Source organism: Erythrobacter sp. S259 (genome assembly GCF_057364965.1).
In genome coordinates this window covers 216,513-234,029 of record NZ_CP200286.1, presented here as the reverse complement: position 1 = coordinate 234,029, position 17,517 = coordinate 216,513, and the positions used below count along the sequence as shown (strand labels likewise).

At 59.6% G+C, this 17,517-nt stretch carries 17 protein-coding genes; 14 read left to right on the top strand and 3 right to left on the bottom strand.

Features of this window, described 5'->3' with window-relative positions; genetic code table 11:
- Window positions 1-28: 28 nt before the first annotated feature.
- The 5 genes from AC0V60_RS00995 to AC0V60_RS00975 all read left to right on the top strand — a co-directional run bounded on the left by AC0V60_RS00995 (window position 29) and on the right by AC0V60_RS00975 (window position 5,566).
- Complete coding sequence (locus tag AC0V60_RS00995; protein ID WP_486176700.1) at window positions 29-1,711, top strand: ABC transporter permease; 1,683 nt, start codon at window positions 29-31, stop codon at window positions 1,709-1,711.
- 84 nt (window positions 1,712-1,795) lie between these two features.
- Window positions 1,796-2,797 carry a magnesium chelatase ATPase subunit I gene (locus AC0V60_RS00990; protein WP_486176699.1) on the top strand — a complete coding sequence of 334 codons (1,002 nt, stop codon included), beginning with the start codon at window positions 1,796-1,798 and terminating at the stop codon, window positions 2,795-2,797.
- A complete protein-coding gene (locus tag AC0V60_RS00985; protein ID WP_486176698.1) occupies window positions 2,794-4,455 on the top strand; it encodes a magnesium chelatase subunit D in 1,662 nt (553 codons plus the stop codon). The genes AC0V60_RS00990 and AC0V60_RS00985 overlap by 4 nt, the downstream gene beginning before the upstream one ends.
- Window positions 4,452-5,345: an alpha/beta fold hydrolase BchO gene (gene bchO / locus AC0V60_RS00980; protein WP_486176697.1), complete on the top strand. Its 894-nt coding sequence runs from the start codon at window positions 4,452-4,454 to the stop codon at window positions 5,343-5,345. Before AC0V60_RS00985 ends, bchO begins: the two co-directional genes overlap by 4 nt.
- Complete coding sequence (locus AC0V60_RS00975) at window positions 5,345-5,566, top strand: hypothetical protein (protein ID WP_486176696.1); 222 nt, start codon at window positions 5,345-5,347, stop codon at window positions 5,564-5,566. Before bchO ends, AC0V60_RS00975 begins: the two co-directional genes overlap by 1 nt.
- Here AC0V60_RS00975 and AC0V60_RS00970 read toward each other — a convergent pair.
- Window positions 5,563-6,321: a hydroxyneurosporene dehydrogenase gene (locus tag AC0V60_RS00970; RefSeq protein WP_486176695.1), complete on the bottom strand. Its 759-nt coding sequence runs from the start codon at window positions 6,319-6,321 to the stop codon at window positions 5,563-5,565. The genes AC0V60_RS00975 and AC0V60_RS00970 overlap by 4 nt on opposite strands.
- A 286-nt stretch (window positions 6,322-6,607) precedes the next feature.
- A complete protein-coding gene (locus AC0V60_RS00965; RefSeq protein ID WP_486176694.1) occupies window positions 6,608-7,981 on the bottom strand; it encodes a phytoene desaturase family protein in 1,374 nt (457 codons plus the stop codon).
- Window positions 7,982-8,091: 110 nt separating this feature from the next.
- On the opposite strand from AC0V60_RS00965, the gene AC0V60_RS00960 reads away from it, so the two are divergent.
- The 9 genes from AC0V60_RS00960 to pufM all read left to right on the top strand — a co-directional run bounded on the left by AC0V60_RS00960 (window position 8,092) and on the right by pufM (window position 16,909).
- Window positions 8,092-9,225 carry a methyltransferase gene (locus AC0V60_RS00960; protein WP_486176693.1) on the top strand — a complete coding sequence of 378 codons (1,134 nt, stop codon included), beginning with the start codon at window positions 8,092-8,094 and terminating at the stop codon, window positions 9,223-9,225.
- 207 nt (window positions 9,226-9,432) lie between these two features.
- Entirely contained in the window at window positions 9,433-10,368 is a 936-nt protein-coding gene (bchC, locus tag AC0V60_RS00955) for a chlorophyll synthesis pathway protein BchC (RefSeq protein ID WP_486176692.1), read from the top strand.
- On the top strand, window positions 10,365-11,354 hold the full coding sequence (locus tag AC0V60_RS00950; protein ID WP_486176691.1) for a chlorophyllide a reductase iron protein subunit X: 990 nt from the start codon (window positions 10,365-10,367) through the stop codon (window positions 11,352-11,354). The genes bchC and AC0V60_RS00950 overlap by 4 nt, the downstream gene beginning before the upstream one ends.
- Before the next feature lie 40 nt (window positions 11,355-11,394).
- On the top strand, window positions 11,395-12,915 hold the full coding sequence (bchY, locus tag AC0V60_RS00945) for a chlorophyllide a reductase subunit Y (RefSeq protein ID WP_486176690.1): 1,521 nt from the start codon (window positions 11,395-11,397) through the stop codon (window positions 12,913-12,915).
- Between the two features lie 64 nt (window positions 12,916-12,979).
- Complete coding sequence (bchZ, locus tag AC0V60_RS00940) at window positions 12,980-14,488, top strand: chlorophyllide a reductase subunit Z (protein WP_486176689.1); 1,509 nt, start codon at window positions 12,980-12,982, stop codon at window positions 14,486-14,488.
- Window positions 14,489-14,638: 150 nt separating this feature from the next.
- On the top strand, window positions 14,639-14,797 hold the full coding sequence (gene pufB, locus AC0V60_RS00935; RefSeq protein WP_486176688.1) for a light-harvesting antenna LH1, beta subunit: 159 nt from the start codon (window positions 14,639-14,641) through the stop codon (window positions 14,795-14,797).
- 87 nt (window positions 14,798-14,884) lie between these two features.
- Window positions 14,885-15,013, top strand: a complete 129-nt coding sequence (gene pufA / locus AC0V60_RS00930) for a light-harvesting antenna LH1, alpha subunit (protein ID WP_223071764.1) — start codon at window positions 14,885-14,887, stop codon at window positions 15,011-15,013.
- Between the two features lie 133 nt (window positions 15,014-15,146).
- The gene (gene pufL / locus AC0V60_RS00925) at window positions 15,147-15,983 is read left to right on the top strand and encodes a photosynthetic reaction center subunit L (protein ID WP_486176687.1); all 837 of its coding nucleotides are present in this window, start codon (window positions 15,147-15,149) and stop codon (window positions 15,981-15,983) included.
- Window positions 15,983-16,909 carry a photosynthetic reaction center subunit M gene (pufM, locus tag AC0V60_RS00920; protein ID WP_486176686.1) on the top strand — a complete coding sequence of 309 codons (927 nt, stop codon included), beginning with the start codon at window positions 15,983-15,985 and terminating at the stop codon, window positions 16,907-16,909. The genes pufL and pufM overlap by 1 nt, the downstream gene beginning before the upstream one ends.
- A 331-nt stretch (window positions 16,910-17,240) precedes the next feature.
- Here the strand turns inward: pufM and AC0V60_RS00915 are convergent, their stop codons facing one another.
- On the bottom strand, window positions 17,241-17,495 hold the full coding sequence (locus tag AC0V60_RS00915; RefSeq protein WP_486176685.1) for a hypothetical protein: 255 nt from the start codon (window positions 17,493-17,495) through the stop codon (window positions 17,241-17,243).
- Window positions 17,496-17,517: the final 22 nt, after the last annotated feature.

Genomic DNA, 17,517 nt, shown 5'->3' with positions numbered 1-17,517 from the left:
GCTGCAAGGTTGCAGGAAGGTAGCGCCTATGAGCGTTAAGCAACCTGTGAGCTTTAAGCAATCGGCCACCCTCCCGGCAAGTGGGCATGTGCGCGCTGCGCTGCGTTTGGACGGCTGGAGCGTCAGCGCGCTTATGCTAGCAGCACTCGCATTCCTGCCGATTGCAGCCATCCTCATCTCCGCGCCAAGTGGCGGCTTTGAGGCGATCACACACCTCGCCCGCACCGTTCTGGGCAGCTATATCGCGAACACTTTGGCGCTTATGGTCATGGCGGGCACGATTGCGCTCGTAGTGGGCACAGGCTGCGGGTGGCTGGTGAGCGCGGCGCGTTTTCCGGGGCGGCGGGTTTTCGCATGGGCTTTGGTTTTACCGCTTGCCGTGCCCGCTTATATCGCCGCGTATCTTTACGCCGATCTCTTGGATTTTACAGGGCCCGTGCAGAGTTTCTTGCGAGACACGACCGGGCTTGGCGCGGGCGACTATTGGTTCCCCAGAATTCGCTCACTGCCCGGCGGTGCTTTCGTCCTTGGCATCGTCCTTTACCCCTATGTCTACCTCCTCGCGCGCGCTGCTTTCGCTGCCCAAAGCGTCTCGCAATTCCGCGCCGCGCGCAGCCTCGGCGCAAAGCCCATGCGCGCCTTTTGGCAAGTCGCCCTGCCCGCCGCGCGCCCTGCGATTGCAGGCGGATTGGCACTGGTGCTCATGGAAGTGCTCGCCGACTTTGGCGTCGCTCAATATTTCGCCATTCCCACATTTTCGACTGGGATTTTCCGCAGCTGGCTTTCCATGGGAGACAAGCAGGCGGCTCTGAAACTGGCGGCCATGATGCTGCTGTTTGTGGTGGCGCTCGTCGTGCTGGAGGCGCGCACAAGGCAGGGCCGCGCTGCAAGCAAAGATGCGCGCGCTGATCATGAGCCGCTGGTCCAGCTTTCGCTTTTGGGCAAAGTGCTTGCGGTGATTGCGTGCCTCACCCCATTGTTGCTCGGTTTTCTGATCCCAGCCGGGCACCTCATTTCGCTGTCGCTGAGTGATGCTGGCATCGGCGCGGCGGGCGATTTGTGGTCCTATGCGGGCGGCAGTCTTTGGCTGGGGCTTGGCGCGGCACTGGTCTGTGTGCTTGCAGCGCTCCTGCTCGCCTTTGCCAAGTCGCGTTCGGACAGCGGCGCAGTCAAAGCCTCGATCCGCGTCTCAACCCTTGGCTACGCCTTACCCGGTGCGCTTTTGGCGGTGGGCCTCCTTGCACCATTAGGGGCCGCCGACGTTGCGATCAGCCGGTTTGCCCGCGATGTGTTTGGCTATTCGGGCGGACTTATCCTGACAGGGACCGGCGCGGTTCTGGTCTATGCGCTTTCGGTGCGCTTCCTCACGGTTGCTTACAACAGCATTGATGGCGGGATGAGCAAGATCCCGCCCTCTTTTGCCGCCGCCGCGCGGTCATTGGGCGCTGGCCCTGCAAAGGTTCTCACCCGCATCTACGCCCCGCTTTTGAGCCCAAGCCTTGCCGCCGCCGCCGCTCTCGTTTTCATCGACACCGTGCGCGAACTGCCCGCGACATTGATCCTGCGGCCTTTTAACTTGGAGACCCTCGCCACCCGGACATACCGCCTAGCCAGCGACGAACGGTTGACCGAGGCCTCCATCCCAGCGCTGATGCTGCTCGCAGCGGGGCTGCTTCCCGTGCTGCTGCTAACACGCATGGGAAAGCGCTAAATCGGCTCATGTAAGGACAGATTGTCACACCTAGTGTGAACTGGACTTGTCGAATGCTACTTGAGCGGGCAAGGTGTTCGGCAAATGGCAAAATTCCCATTCTCCGCGATCGTCGGACAAGACGAGATGAAGCAGGCGCTGCTTATCGCAGCCGTCGATCCCAGCGTTGGCGGGGTCATGGTATTTGGCGACCGGGGCACCGGCAAAAGCACCGCCGCGCGCGCTTTGGCAGGGCTATTACCCCCGATCACCGCGCATCAAAACTGCCCCTATGGCGGCTCGAAAGAAGATGCGGAGGCGTATCCAGACGTGTGCGGCGGGGGGCCGTTGCGAAAGCGCCCGGTGCCGTTTGTGGACCTACCTTTGGGAGCGACCGAGGACCGGGTGATTGGCTCGCTCGACTTGGAAAAGGCTCTGAGATCGGGCGAGAAAGGGTTTGAACCCGGATTGCTCGCTAAGGCGCACCGGGGCTTTCTCTACATCGACGAGATTAACCTGCTCGAAGATCACCTTGTGGATCTGCTGCTCGACGTTGCGGCTTCGGGTGAGAATGTGGTGGAGCGCGAGGGCCTCTCAGTGCGACACCCGGCAAAATTCGTCCTCATCGGCAGCGGCAATCCGGAAGAAGGCGAACTGCGCCCGCAATTGCTCGACCGTTTCGGCCTCTCAGTCGAGGTCCGCACACCCGAAGACATCGAAACCCGCGTTGCAATCATGCGCCTTGTCGCCGCCAATGAGCGCGACCCCGAAGGCTTTGCGGCTGAATGGGCCGGTGAAGACCAGAAAATCCTCAAGCAAATCGCACGCGGCAAAGCCAAGCTCTCCAAGCTTGAACCGGGTGAAGACATCCTCACAGACGCAGCGCATTTGTGCATGGCGGTGGGCGCCGACGGCCTTCGCGGAGAGCTGACTTTAATGCGCGCCGCTCGCGCTTTTGCCGCCCTCGAAGGCGCGCGCAAAGTCAAACGCGAGCATTTGATTGCTGTTGCCCCCTCGGCCCTGCGCCACCGTCTGCGCCGAGATGTGCTCGATGAAACCGGCTCAACCGCTCGTATCACCCGCGCTCTCGAAGAGCTCTTCGGGTGACGGGCGAAGCCGCCTTAGACCCCCTTCACGACGCATCGCTCGCCGCCGCTCTCTTCACCCAAAACCCGTTAAGTTTTGGCGGGATTGTGCTGCGTGGAAGCTCGCCTGCGCGCGACGCTTTGGTTGCGGCAATTGCCGAGAAAATTCCCACAAGACGCCTGCCCACCCATGTTGACGATGAACGCCTACTTGGCGGGATCGACATTGCGGCAAGCTTGGCTGCTGGCAGGCCGGTTGAGAGCAAAGGGCTCCTTAGCGAAGCAGCGGGAGGCGCGCTCATCGTGCCCATGGCAGAGCGCATGGATGAAGCTTTGGCTGGACGATTGGCGCAGGCGCTCGATGAGAAGCGCGGGGCGCTGATTCTGCTTGATGATGCACGCGAGGCAGATGAGGGTCCTCCTTTAGCGCTGATGGAAAGATGCGCGTTTCAATGTGATCTCACCCATTCGCGGGAGCGCAAGGCGAGGCTTGGAGACCGTGCGCTAGGTGATGCAGCGCCTCTGGACGATGCGGCATTGAACGCGATTGCAGCCACCGGCGCAGCGTTAGGCGTCCACTCCATCCGCGCGCTGATCCATACGAGCGAGGTTGCAAGGGCGCATGCAGCCTTTTCGGGTCACGAAGCGGTGCAGAACAGCGACCTCGAAGCAGCAGCGCGCCTTGTGCTGGCACCGCGCGCAACGCAATTGCCGCCGCCGCCCGAAGAGCCCGAGGCGGACGATCCGCCGCCGCCTGAACCAGGCGAGACACCAGAAGAGAATAACCAGCAATCGGCCGAGCAAAAACTCGAAGACAAGGTGGTTGAAGCGGCAACTGCAGCGATCCCGGCAGACCTTTTGGAGCAACTCGCCAAGGGGCTTGCCCCGCGCCAGGCCGGGGGCAGTGGTTCGGGGCAAAAACGCAAAAGCGGGCTTCGCGGCAAGCCTTTGGGAGCACGCCGCGGAATGCCTCGTGGCGGAGCTCGCCTCGCGATGATCGACACCTTGCGCGCGGCGGTTCCGTGGCAGGGTGTAAGACGACGCGAAGCTGGCGCTCACCAAGATACCCCGCTCATTATGCGCAAGGATGATCTGCGCGTAAGGCGGTTCGAGGAAAAGGCCGCTCGGGTCACGATCTTCGCGGTGGACGCCAGCGGGTCTGCCGCCGCTGCCCGCCTCGCCGAGGCCAAGGGCGCGGTCGAACTGATGCTGGCCCAAGCTTACGTCACCCGCAGTGAGGTCGCGCTTATCGCCTTTCGCGGCGAGGCGGCAGAAATGCTTTTGCCTCCCACCCGCTCGCTTACAAGAGCACGACGCGCGCTCGCAGAGCTTCCCGGAGGAGGCGGAACGCCGCTTGCCATGGGCCTCAATGCCGCGCGCGAACTCGCGCATTCGGTGAAGGGGCGCGGGCGAACGCCGAGCCTGATCGTGCTCACCGACGGGCGCGCCAATATTGACGCCGAGGGTCAACCGGGCCGCAAGCAGGCAGGCGAAGACGCGAGCCTCGCGGCCAATGCCATTGCGCGCGAGGGAATAGACACTTTGGTCGTGGACATATCCGCCCGCGCCAGCCGCGAGGGTGGTGAACTCGCGGTGGCTATGAACGCCCGATACATCGCCCTTCCCCGCGCCGATGCGAAAACACTGCACGCGGCGATTGCAGCCACAGAACCTGCATGAGCGCGCCTCTTGATTGGGAGCGCGAAGGACGCATTTGGCCGCACCGCGAGGCGAGCGAGTTTATCGGGCAAGGCCGCGCCACTTGGCACATCCAACGCTTCGGCAAACCTGGAAATCCGCGCATCCTGTTGCTTCATGGCACCGGGGGATCGGTTCATTCATGGCGGGGGCTTGCGCCGATCCTCGCTGGGAATTTTGAGCTGCTCGCGCCCGACCTGCCGCGACATGCTTTCACCAGCGGCCATGCGCCTGAGGACACCTCGCTTGTCGGCATGGCGCGCGCGGTCCGCGATCTCCTTGCACAAACAGGCTTCGAGCCCGACATGATCGTGGGCCATTCCGCAGGCGCTGCTTTGGCGTTGCAAGGCGCGCTCGACCATGGGTTTCGCGGACCTATCGTGGGCCTCAATTCCGCGCTTCGCCCCTTCCCCGGCCCGGCAGCTGAGATTTTTCCGGCCATTGCCAAAGTGCTCTTCGTAAACCCCTTTGTGCCGCGCATTTTCTCCAAAATGGCGAGTTTTGGGGGTGAGGCTGAACGGTTCATCTATCGCTCCACCCATTCGCGCCTCGATAAGGAGGGGCTCGCTTGTTACTCCGCTCTCATCACAAACCCGCGCCACACAAAGGGTGCGCTGTCGATGATGGCAAACTGGGACCTGCCGAAGTTGCGCACGCGAATGCATGAGCTTTCGAACCCGGTCCTCATGATCCACTCGGACAATGACGCGGCCATCCCGCTTGATTGGGCAAAAGAGGCGCATAGCTGGCTCCAGACATCGCGGCTGGAAGTGCTCAAAGGCCTAGGCCATCTCGCCCATGAAGAAGCCCCGGAAATTGCCGCCGAGAGGATTGTAGATTTCGCAAAGGAGACGCTGGGAGAGGACACCTGATGGAAGACTACAGCAAGAACATCACCGAGAATTTCGGATGGCTGGAGATAGCGTTCTTTTATTCCATCGCGATTGGCGTGTGCTTTTGGCAATGGTGGAAGATGCGCCGCGAGGTCGCTGACATGCGCGCGGAGCGGGAGGCCAAAGAAGCGCAGACACGCGAAGCTGAGGAGGCAGCGCGTAGAAAGAGCGAAGAGGGCGACGGACCTGCGGAGAGCTAGGCTTTTCTTCGAGGCATCCTGAAGGGCAGCATAAACTGCACTATGCTTGACGAAAACCGCCTCATATCAAGACTTTCCTGCACTGCCGCGACCTCTTCACCAAAGAGTTTAGAAGACAATTCAGAGCGCGCATAAAAGGGCGTATCTTCCCAAGTTCTGCGCACTTCAGCCACTCCGATTTCAGAGCGGGTGCGCCGATCCACCCGCCACTTACTCTGCGGCAAAGGCGCGATTGAAGGCAGCTCCAGATAGGATGTCTCGGCGTGCTTGTCGAAACGGATGGCGCTGGCGAACAGCGAGCCATCGCCGCGTTCGCCCTCATAACAGACAACCGCGCCTTCCTTCATGTGAGCGCGCGACCAGTGCCAAGTGTTGAACCCGCTTTCGAGCGGTTCGCTCCCCCGGTTGTGGTCGAAATATCCGCTGCCGGACCATGAGAGGCCAGGCTCTTCCATATCGACCTCAATTCGGGCGCGCGGGGCCATGCAATGCCAGATGTGGTTTTCCGCCGGGTCCAGTGCGAAACTGGTCCGGTTGAGCGCCTCAGGAAAGACGCGAACCTTGCCCGCCACCCGGCGATGGATGGGATTGAAAAGCCGCGTGTCGCGTTCCTCAATCTCAATCTCCAGATGATCGCCGGTCCACCGCATCGCGCTGTGGCCGATCTCCAGATTGCTCGCATCGCGTCGCAGATCGTCTTCGGCCCGTTCATGCATAACCCAGCGGTGCTGAGGCCCGTACAGCGCCACGTTCATGGAGCAATGATCGTGCGGTACGCCCCTGCCCGACGCCTTGTAATAGGGCGAAAAAACGCTGCCTATAAAGGCGATTATTGTGAGGGCGTGGGCCCCATCGTCGCTGATCGCGTCGATATACCACCAGGTGTAGCCGCCGGGTGGTACGTCTTCGTCGAAGCGAGGTCCTGTTCTACCTTTTTCGCCGCAAGCAGCCCGGATAAGGCGGCCATCGGGACGCCGGCTGAAGGGTGCGTCGCGCCCCCAGCGCAGTAAAGTCTCTTGATCCGCGTGCGCGGCCCCTGCCTCAGGAAAGAGGCCGCCGAGCCGTGCGACGCTCTGCCATATAGAGCCCCCCGGTCGCCGGGAACAGCCCTTCCCAAGTCGCTGGCGTTGCGAGCTTGTGGGGCATACCCTCCTCGAGTGTCAGGCCGCATTTCTCGAGCGTCGCTCTCATTTGCCTCGTGCATGCTCGTGTCTCCTTGGGATCGTAGGAATGGGTGTCGCCATTGGCGGGCGCGTTGACGATGATTTGCAGGCGCTCTCGGCCGCTTGGGGCGGTACTGGCGGCAGCGTCTGAGCTGCGGTCGATGGCGCAGATGTATGCGGTGGGCTCGCTTGGCGGACGCCCGCTCGCGATCTCGTCAAATTCGCGTTTGTAATCGCGCGAAAAGAACACGTTGTGATGGGTGAGATCGAAGCCGCTCGTCTCGGCGTGCGCGTACCAAACGAGCGCGGAGAGTGATCGATTGGCGGGCGCTAAGGGTTTGAGGGCGCGGGTCGCCGGAGTTCCGAAGTGACCGGTTGCGATCGCATTGGGGTCGCCATTGCAGATGACTGCATCGGCGCGGATTTCCTCACCGCTCGAGAGCCGCACCCCGCACGCTGTGCCGCCTGCATCCGTAAGAATTTGCGTGACGTTTTCGCCTGTGCGCACCCTTGTGCCCTGCTCTTCAGCGAGTGCGCGCAAAACCTTGGCAAGAGCATGTATTCCGCCTTTGATCTGCCACACACCCATCGCCTCCACGTGGGCGATCAGCATAAGGGTCGCGGGCGATTCAAATGGTGATGATCCGCAATAGGTTGAGTAACGTCCGAGCAATTGTTGCAAGCGCGGGTCCGGGAAGAAATCGCGCAGCGCCTTCCACATGGATTTATGCGGCCGCATCGCTGCAAAATCGCCGAAACGCGTTAAGCCAATCCGCCACAAAAGCGGCAATGGGCTCGATACATTGTCCCCGCGCATCATGGGTTTATCGAGGATGTCGTGCATTCGCCGGGTTTCTTGTTGAAACCGCCGATACCCGCGTGCGGCCTCAAGCCCTGCAAAATCTCCGATCGCATCCACACTGCGCTCGCCATCTGCAAACAGATCGAGCGTACCGCTGTCATCTCCTTCGCTGGCCCACGCGTGTCTTGCGAGCACTTCTGCTTTTTTGACTGTCACATAGTCTTCGAGTCGCGCTCCCGCTTCCTCGAAGATTTGATCGAACACATCGCGCATGGTGAAGACGGTTGGACCGCCATCAATCAAGGCTCCATCGACCTCCACCCGGCGCGCCTTTCCGCCCACCTCAGCTGCCTTTTCTACGAGGGTAACCGCTGTCCCGCGCGCAGCCAGCCGGGCAGCGCTGGCAAGCCCGCCCATTCCTGCGCCAATAATGACAACTCTTGGCTGCAATTCCCCTCCAACCGGCCTCTCCAAGCCGCAGAAATATGACAATTGAGTTGACCTGACTGTAGCATGTGTCCACTTCTTTGGACAAATGATGTGTCATTTTTGTGGGATTCATGACCGAGACATCGCCAAAAACCTCGCTGAAAGTGCGCTGGGTCGCGCGCCGCAATGCGGTGTTCGCCTCCCCGCGCTTCCAATACTGGTGTGCCAAATTGCCCTTGGTAAAACGCATCGCAAAAACGCGTGCGGGAGAGGCATTCGATCTGGTGGCTGGGTTCACCTACAGCCAGATCCTGCGCAGCTATGTTGAAAGCGGACTGTTCGACCTTCTTAAAGGCGGACCTGTGGGTCATGTCCATGTCGCAAGCGAGTTGGAGCTAAGCCGGGAGGCAGCACTCACCCTCCTTCGCGCAGGCCGCGCACTGAAACTCTCCGAAGAGCCGATCACAGATGGCTGGATGCTAGGCGAGGCGGGCGCGGTTCTGGCAGCGGACAAAGGCGCGCAGGCGATGATCCGCCACCACCGGCTGCTCTACCGCGATCTGGACGATCCGATGGAATTGCTGCGAAGAGACCGCAAGGAGCCGACGCAGCTTTCCCGGTTCTGGTCTTATGCAGGCGCGCTCCATGGCGCGGCAGAACGGGGCGAGGAGACGGACGAATATTCGCAGCTCATGGCCACCTCGCAGCACTTTGTCGCGGACCAAGTGCTTGACTCATATACCTTTCCCAAGAATGCGCGCCTGCTTGATGTGGGCGGCGGGCACGGCGCATTTCTGTCCCGAATGGGCGCTGCACACAAGGATTTGCATCTAGGGCTCTTAGACCTTCCTGAAGTCGCCAATGCAGGCGCACAGATATTGGCGGAGCGCTTTGGTGGGGCCCGCGTTTCCGCACACCCCGGTAACTTCTTCGAGGATGCCATCCCGCAAGGTTACGATGTCGTATCGCTCGTGCGCGTCCTTCACGATCATGATGACGAGCCCGTCCTCAAGCTCCTTACAAACATCCGCAAAAGCTTGGCGCCGGGCGCGCAGCTCCTCATCGCTGAGCCGATGGCGCGCTCACCGGGCGCAGAGGGCATGGGAGAGGCGTTTTTCGGGATGTATCTCTGGGCCATGGGCTCTGGCCGCGCTCGCAGCGCTGGCGAGATTGCGCAAATGACCAGAAACGCTGGCTTTTCACGGACTAAGGCCATTTCCACCGACCAACCTATCAACGCCAGCATCGTGGTCGCTTACGCATAAATGCCGATAGCTGGTGAGTGTCCAAACCGCATTCACTTTAAACTGTCTGCTTTAGTTGACACCTTTATGTGTAAAGCGTAGCAACTGTCTGAGAGGTAGTCCTTCCTGGGACATTCGCCGAGTCGAACCATTGGTGTGACAAATCGGATGGAGGGACAAACCGGGGAAACCGGGCCGGGAACTACAACCGGGGAGCGAGTCCGCGTAATGCAAAGCTTGGCTGTTATTCTTGAGAGACCTGAAGCCGTCGCGCTTCAGTCGCTTGAGCTCAGCCCCGCGGCAGCCTCCGATGTCCTTGTTGAAATCGCGTGGAGCGGGATCAGCTCTGGCACCGAAAAACTTCTCTTCACAGGGCAGATGCCGGACTTTCCCGGCATGGGCTATCCGCTAGTGCCAGGTTACGAATCGATAGGCCGGATCGTCGAGGCTGGCCCTGCGGCTAAGGAACGGATTGGCGAATGGGTCTTTGTGCCCGGCTCCAACTGTTATGCAGGAGCACGCGGTTTGTTCGGCGGCACTGCCAGCAAGGTGATGCTGCCTTCAGCGCGCGCTCTTGCCATTCCAGAGCATTTGGGCGCAAACGGGGTGCTCTGCGCACTCGCAGCGACCGCGCTCCACGCGATTAACGATGGCGAATTGCCTGATCTTATTATCGGCCACGGCGTGCTCGGCCGCCTTTTGGCGCGGCTTACGATTGCGCTTGGCAGAAAAGCCCCCACCGTATGGGAAGTCGCCTCCACTCGCCGCGAGGGCGCAGCTGGCTACGAAGTCATTACGCCAGAGAACGACACGCGCACCGATTACAAAGCAATTTATGACGCCAGCGGCGACGCAGGCCTGCTCGATAGCTTGATGGGACGCCTTGCAAAGGGCGGTGAGATCACGCTCGCTGGTTTTTACAAAGAACGGGTGAGCTTCGCCTTCCCGGCAGCTTTCATGAAAGAGGCGCGCCTTCGTGTCGCAGCTGAGTGGCAGCCCAAAGATATCGCGCAAACAATCGCGCTTATTCAGGCAGAGGCCCTGGGTCTTGATGGCCTCATAACAGACGTCAGCCCCGCGACGCGGGCGACCGACGCATACCCAAAGGCGTTCAGCGACCCTGACTGCCTCAAAATGGTTTTGGATTGGAGCGAAGTGCAATGACGATGTTGGAAGCCCAAGATCAGGCTTTACGCGACGAAGCTTCGCAAGAGCCCGATCCCGTGCACACAGGCGAAGTGACTTCGGAAACGCAGGTTATCGCGATTTACGGGAAAGGTGGCTCGGGCAAATCATTCGCGCTCTCCAACCTCAGCTACATGATGGCGCAGCAGGGCAAGCGCGTGCTTCTGATCGGTTGCGATCCCAAGTCCGACACCACGTCGCTGCTGTTCGGCGGCAAAAGCTGCCCCACCATTATCGAGACCTCTTCGAAGAAGAAGCTCGCTGGCGAAGACGTCACCATCGAAGATGTGTGCTTCCAGCGTGACGGCGTGTTCGCCATGGAGCTTGGCGGGCCAGAGGTTGGCCGGGGCTGCGGCGGCCGCGGTATCATTCACGGCTTTGAGTTGCTTGAGAAATTGGGCTTTCACGAATGGGGCTTTGACTACGTTCTTCTCGATTTCCTTGGCGACGTTGTGTGCGGCGGGTTCGGCCTGCCGATTGCGCGCGATATGTGCCAAAAAGTGATCGTGGTCGGCTCAAACGACCTCCAATCTCTCTATGTCGCGAACAATGTCTGCCATGCGGTCGAATATTTCCGCAAGATGGGCGGCAATGTCGGTGTGGCCGGCATGATCGTGAACAAGGACGATGGCACGGGCGAAGCGCAAGCCTTTGCAGACGCTGTCGATATTCCAGTGCTAACGGCGATCCCGGCGGATGAAGACATCCGTAGGAAAAGCGCCAACTATCAGATTATCGGTAAGCCTGGCGGCGAGTGGGCAAGCCTTTTCGAAGAGCTTGCGCAAAACGTCGCCGAGGCTCCGCCGCGCCAACCCTCTCCTCTCGACCAGGATGGCCTTCTCGACCTTTTCTCACCGGAAGAAACCGGCGGAAATGTCGAATTGATCCCAGCCACCCAGGCCGACATGCGCGGCGGTATCTTTGAAGAAAAGCCGTCCCTTGAAGTGATTTACGACGAGGTTTGATCTGACTGATACACCTGCCTCGGACGCTCCGGAAACGGCGATGCGCACCCCCGATACGCTGGACCTCAATGCGGCTCCAGCCAGTGGTGGCGCGTGCTCAAGCAAGGATACGATGCGCGAGGCGGCTCGGGCGGCGGGCAAGTCTGATATTCTCGATCAGTATGCGGCCGATTACCCCGTGGACCCTGCAAAAGGGCCGCACGATCAGCCGCAGAGCATGTGCCCAGCATTCGGGTCATTGCGCGTTGGTCTTCGCATGAAGCGCACAGCAACCGTCCTGTCAGGCTCGGCTTGCTGCGTTTACGGCCTCACTTTCACCTCGCATTTTTACGGCGCAAGGCGGACGGTGGGCTATGTGCCGTTTTCTTCAGAAACGCTCGTCACCGGCAAGCTGTTTGAAGACATCAAGGAAGCGGTCGAGGATCTGGCAGACCCAGAGCATTACGACGCGGTTGTGGTGACGAACCTATGCGTTCCAACCGCAAGCGGCGTGCCTTTGCGCCTGCTGCCTGATCAAATCAACGGCGTGCGTATTATCGGCATTGACGTGCCCGGCTTCGGCATCCCAACGCACGCAGAGGCGAAAGATGTGCTCGCTGGCGCAATGCTCGCCTATGCACGCAAAGAGGCGCTGGAAGGGCCGGTGGCAACACCTGAGAAACGCTCTGATCGGCCAACCGTTGCGCTGCTTGGCGAAATGTTCCCTGCCGATCCAGTGGTTATCGGCCAGATGCTGGAACCCTTAGGTTTGGCGGCGGGACCGGTTGTCCCAACGCGCGAGTGGCGCGAGCTTTATGCAGCGCTCGATTGCTCGGTCGCAGCGGCAATTCACCCCTTCTACACCGCCAGCATTCGCGAATTTGAACACGCCGGCCGCCCTGTCATTGGTTCAGCCCCCGTAGGTGCTGACGGCACCGCTGCATGGCTGGAAAGCCTTGGCGATGTGATGGGCCTTCCCGCTGACAAAGTCGCAGGGGTCAAGAACGCCATGATCGGCGCATGTAAAGGCGCTTTGGCAGGTTCCCCCATCAAAGGCCGCGTGACTGTATCGGGCTATGAAGGTTCAGAGCTTCTCGTTGCCCGCCTGCTCATCGAAAGCGGCGCGGATGTGCCCTATGTCGGCAGCGCTTGTCCCAAGACCGAGTGGTCGGATGCTGACCGCGAATGGCTTGAGGCCAAAGGCACGCGGGTCAACTTCCGCGCGAGTCTCGAGGACGACATCGCCGCTATTGAAGAGTTTGGCCCTGATCTGGCTGTCGGCACCACTCCGGTGGTTCAGCATGCCAAGTCTAAGGCTATCCCGTCCCTCTATTTCACCAACCTCATCTCCGCGCGGCCTCTAATGGGGCCTGCGGGCGCGGGCAGCTTGGCGCAGGTGATCAATGCCGCGATGGGCAATAAAGAGCGCTTCGACACGATGCGCGAGTTCTTTGAAGGTGTGGGCGATGGCCATGCAACGGGCGTATGGGAAGACACACCCGTCGACCGCCCAAAATTCCGGAAGAAATATGCAGCCTTGAATGAAGCGGCGCGCAAAGCGTCAGAGGCGGTGGGGACATGACCCTCGTCCTCGATCACGGCTTTGTTGCATTCGTCGCGATCTCTTGCCGCGCGGGAGGTGAGGTATGACCTTGGTTCTCGATCACGACAGGGCCGGCGGATATTGGGGCGCAACGTACGTCTTTACGGCGGTCAAGGGCCTGCAAGTCATCATTGATGGCCCAGTAGGCTGCGAAAACCTGCCCGTGACCAGCGTGCTCCACTACACTGACGCCCTCCCCCCGCATGAATTGCCGATTGTAGTGACGGGGCTGGGCGAGGAAGAGCTGGGCAAAACCGGCACCGAAGGTGCGATGAAACGCGCATGGCAAACGCTTGATCCGGAGCTTCCCGCTGTGGTTGTGACCGGCTCCATCGCTGAGATGATCGGCGGCGGCGTCACGCCAGAGGGCACCAATATCAAGCGCTTCCTGCCGCGCACCATTGATGAGGATCAGTGGGAGAGCGCAGACCGCGCTTTGACATGGCTTTGGACCGAATTCGGGCCCAAGAAGATGCCTGCTATCAAGGCGCGCAAAGAGGGCGAGAAGCCAGTCGTCAACATCATTGGCCCGTCTTATGGCATGTTCAATATGCCATCGGACCTCGCAGAAATCAGGCGATTGGTCGAGGGGATCGGGGCAGAAGTTGGCGTGGTCTTCCCGCTTGGCTGCCACCTTGCCGATATCCGCAAACTCGGCACTGCTGATGCAAATGTGTGCATGTACCGGGAATTTGGCCGCAACCTTTGCGAGACACTGGACCGGCCCTATTTCCAAGCGCCCGTTGGCCTATCCAGCACAACCAAATTCCTGCGCGCATTAGGCGCAGAACTTGGCCTCGACCCAGAGCCGTTTATTGAGCGTGAGAAACACACCACGATCAAGCCGCTGTGGGACCTGTGGCGCTCGGTAACACAAGACTTCTTTGCGACCGCCAATTTCGGCATCGTCGCAAACGCAACCTACGCGCGCGGTATCCGCCACTTCCTCGAAGACGATATGGGCCTGCCTTGTGCCTTTGCCTACTCGCGCGAAGCGGGCGTGAAGCCCAAGAACGAAGACGTTCGAGCAAGCATTCACACCACCCCGCCCCTCGTCATGTTCGGCTCTTACAACGAGCGCATGTATATGGCCGAGGCAGCAGCAGCGGGTGGCGCAGGCCATGGTCCTGCAGGTCAATTTATCCCGGCAAGCTTTCCAGGCGCCGCTATCAGACGCCACATCGGCACGCCGTTTATGGGATATTCGGGCGCGACCTATCTGGTACAGGAAGTGTGCAATGCGCTGTTCGATGCGCTCTTCCATATCCTGCCGCTCGGCACCGAAATGGATAAAGGTGAGGCCACTTTGGCACGCGGTGCACACGTTCCGGTGAAAGCAGGCTCCAACGGCCAGCCGACACACGAAGTCACATGGGACGCCGAGGCGAAGAAACGCCTTGATGAGCTGGTTGAAAAACAGCCCGTTCTCGTCCGCATTTCCGCTGCCAAGCGCCTTCGCGATGCTGCTGAGCACACCGCTCGCACGCGCGGCGCTGAAACGGTGACAACAGATTGCCTCCAAGAGGCATCGCTCGAAGGAGAGGTCGTATGACCGCTCCCCAGAGCACCACTAAAACTTTTGAGGGATCACAAGTTTTGCCTGACTGTATCGGGCATCCGCAATCCACGTGGGGGATCACGCGCGGATACCGCTGGGGACAATCCTGTCCTCGCTCCAATGTAAATAGACGGAGATACTACAATGGCCGATGGTGATCGCCCCTCAGTGGGGACGTATCTGACCGACGAAGAAGCAAAGGAAATCCATGGCGCGTTCATGGGCACCTTTGGTCTTTATGTCGCAATCGCGGTTGTGGCCCACATCTTATTGTGGATCAACAAGCCGTGGCTCCCACTCTGATATCCATACCGCCTGATTTGGCCGTTTGCCGCCCGTTTTTGGGGCGCAGAAGGCTAATTTACAGACCAATGGAATAAGGATTTAATCATGTACAAGATTTGGCATCATTTCGATGTTCGCCGGACCCTCGTAGCGCTGCATGTCGGCCTCGCGGTTCTCGCGTTCACGATCCACTTCATCCTGCTCAGCACCGAAACATACGGCTGGCTTAGCTAACGCTAAGCTTGCTGGCTGTTTTAATCAGCTGACAGGCATATTCTTGTGAGGGGGCAGGTTCGCCTGCCTGCCTCCCACAAAACTGAACGACGCAAACGACAACACCCGCGTTTCTTGCGGGAAGGATGGACCTATGGCGCTCCTTAGTTTCGAGCGGAAATACCGCGTGCGCGGTGGCACATTGATCGGCGGCGACCTTTTCGACTTTTGGGTCGGGCCGTTTTATGTCGGATTCTTCGGAGTATTGGTGGCAATCAGCGCGGCCCTTGGCACGATGCTGATCTTTGCTGCTGCTGCTGCCGGGCCGACGCTTAATCCTTGGCTTATTGATATCCAGCCACCCGCAATTGAAGCCGGATTAGCATTCGCCCCTTTGAATGAAGGGGGTTACCACCAGATCATCACGCTATGCGCGACGATCGCCTTTAGCGCATGGGCGCTGAGACAAGCAGAAATCTCTCGCAAATTGGGTATGAGCTATCATGTGCCGATTGCTTTTGGTTTTGCTATTCTCGCCTTTGTGACGCTTAATATTATCCGCCCGTTTTGGATGGGCGCATGGGGGCATGCTTTCCCCTATGGCATTTGGACGCACTTGGATTGGGTGTCCTACACCGGATATAACTATGTGAATTTTCACTATAACCCGGTTCATATGATTGCGATCACCTTCTTCTTCACCAATTGTCTGGCGCTTGCGCTCCACGGCGGTCTGGTTCTTTCAGCGGTCAACGTCGGCGAAGGCAATGAAGTGCGCTCGCCGGAATATGAAGACACCTACTTCCGCGACTTCATCGGCTATTCTGTAGGAACCCTTGGCATTCACCGTGTCGGGCTGTTCCTTGCGCTCAATGCAGCGTTCTGGAGTGCGATCTGCATCGTGATTTCTGGCACGCTTATGACGGGCAGCTGGGTTGAATGGTGGGAGTGGTGGCGCGCGATCCCGATCTGGCAAGGAGAGGCAATCTGATGGCAAACTATCAAAACATCTTCACCCAGATCCAGGTCAAGGCCGCCCCAGAAATGGGCGTGCCTCTGACCGATGGCAGCGAAGAGCGCATTCCTGATACCTTCTATTCCTATTGGATGGGTAAGATTGGACAGGCGCAGATCGGGCCGTTCTATCTTGGCTGGCTAGGCATGATTTCGCTGACCTTTGGGACAGCGGCGTTCATGATCATTGGGCTCAACTTCTGGGCGCAGGCCGGATGGGACCCGCAAACCTTCATTCGCGAGCTGTTCTGGCTCTCGCTTGATCCGCCAAGCTCGGAATACGGCTTTAGCCCGTTTGTGCCTCTGAATGAGGGTGGCTGGTTCATTATGACCGGCGCGTTCCTCACGATTTCAGTGCTGTGCTGGTGGGCGCGGACCTATTACCGGGCCAAAGCGCTTGGCATGGGGATGCATATCCCCTGGGCCTTCGCGAGCGCTATTTGGCTGTTCCTGGTGCTGGGCTTTATCCGCCCGCTGCTCCTTTGGGATTGGTCAGAAGCTGTGCCTTACGGCATCTTTAGCCACCTTGATTGGACCAACAACTTCTCGCTCATTCACGGGAACCTGTTCTACAACCCGTTCCACGGTCTCTCGATCGCCTTCCTTTATGGCTCAGCAGTGCTGTTCGCCATGCACGGGGCAACGATCCTCGCCCTTGGCCGCTATGGCGGTGAGCGCGAGATTGAGCAGATCACCGACCGCGGTACAGCCTCTGAGCGCGGCGCGCTTTTCTGGCGCTGGACCATGGGCTTTAACGCCACGATGGAATCGATCCACCGCTGGGCGTGGTGGTTCGCGGTTCTCACGACGCTGACCGGCGGGATTGGTATCTTGCTGTCAGGCACCGTTGTCGACAATTGGTACCTGTGGGCACAGGAGCACTACTACGCACCTGCAAACTAGGGGCTTTGGTCCCAACGGGGTTTCAGGCCCGAGTGGGTTTCAGGCGAAGCCCAACCTCCATAGGCCGAAAAAGGCCCGGCTTCACTAAGGTGCAGCCGGGCTTTTTCTTTGGATCAAAGCCGATATCCAATAACGCGGGTCCGCCGCTCAATCGCGCACGGTTCAATAGGTCTTGCTGTGATGGTGTCCATGTCGGCGCTTGGGCTAGCCGCAGAAGGCCAAAAGCTCATTTAATGAGGCTCCGTGAGCGTCCATGAATTTCACGGTTATGAGACCGCGGCCAAATTGCTCCTCGGTGCGTTCTCACCGCTTAGACAAGATTCAAATGTGTTCAGTCGCCGCCCAACCGCCCTCGCAAATCCATCAGATGCAGCGGGAATGACAACGCCAGAAGAACCGCCACCCATTCCCAGCCAGCGCCAACAAGCGCGGCTCTTAACGCAAGGACGATAAAGAGAGCTGGTCCCACGAGGCCAATGATCTCGGGATTGCCCCACCCGCGCATCTTCAGCCACACAGCCTCGAGCGCTAACACAGCGAGCACAAGGTCGGCTGCGTGGCCGGATGAAAAGAAGCTCTCAATCATTAGAGAGGGGCCAGTACCTAAA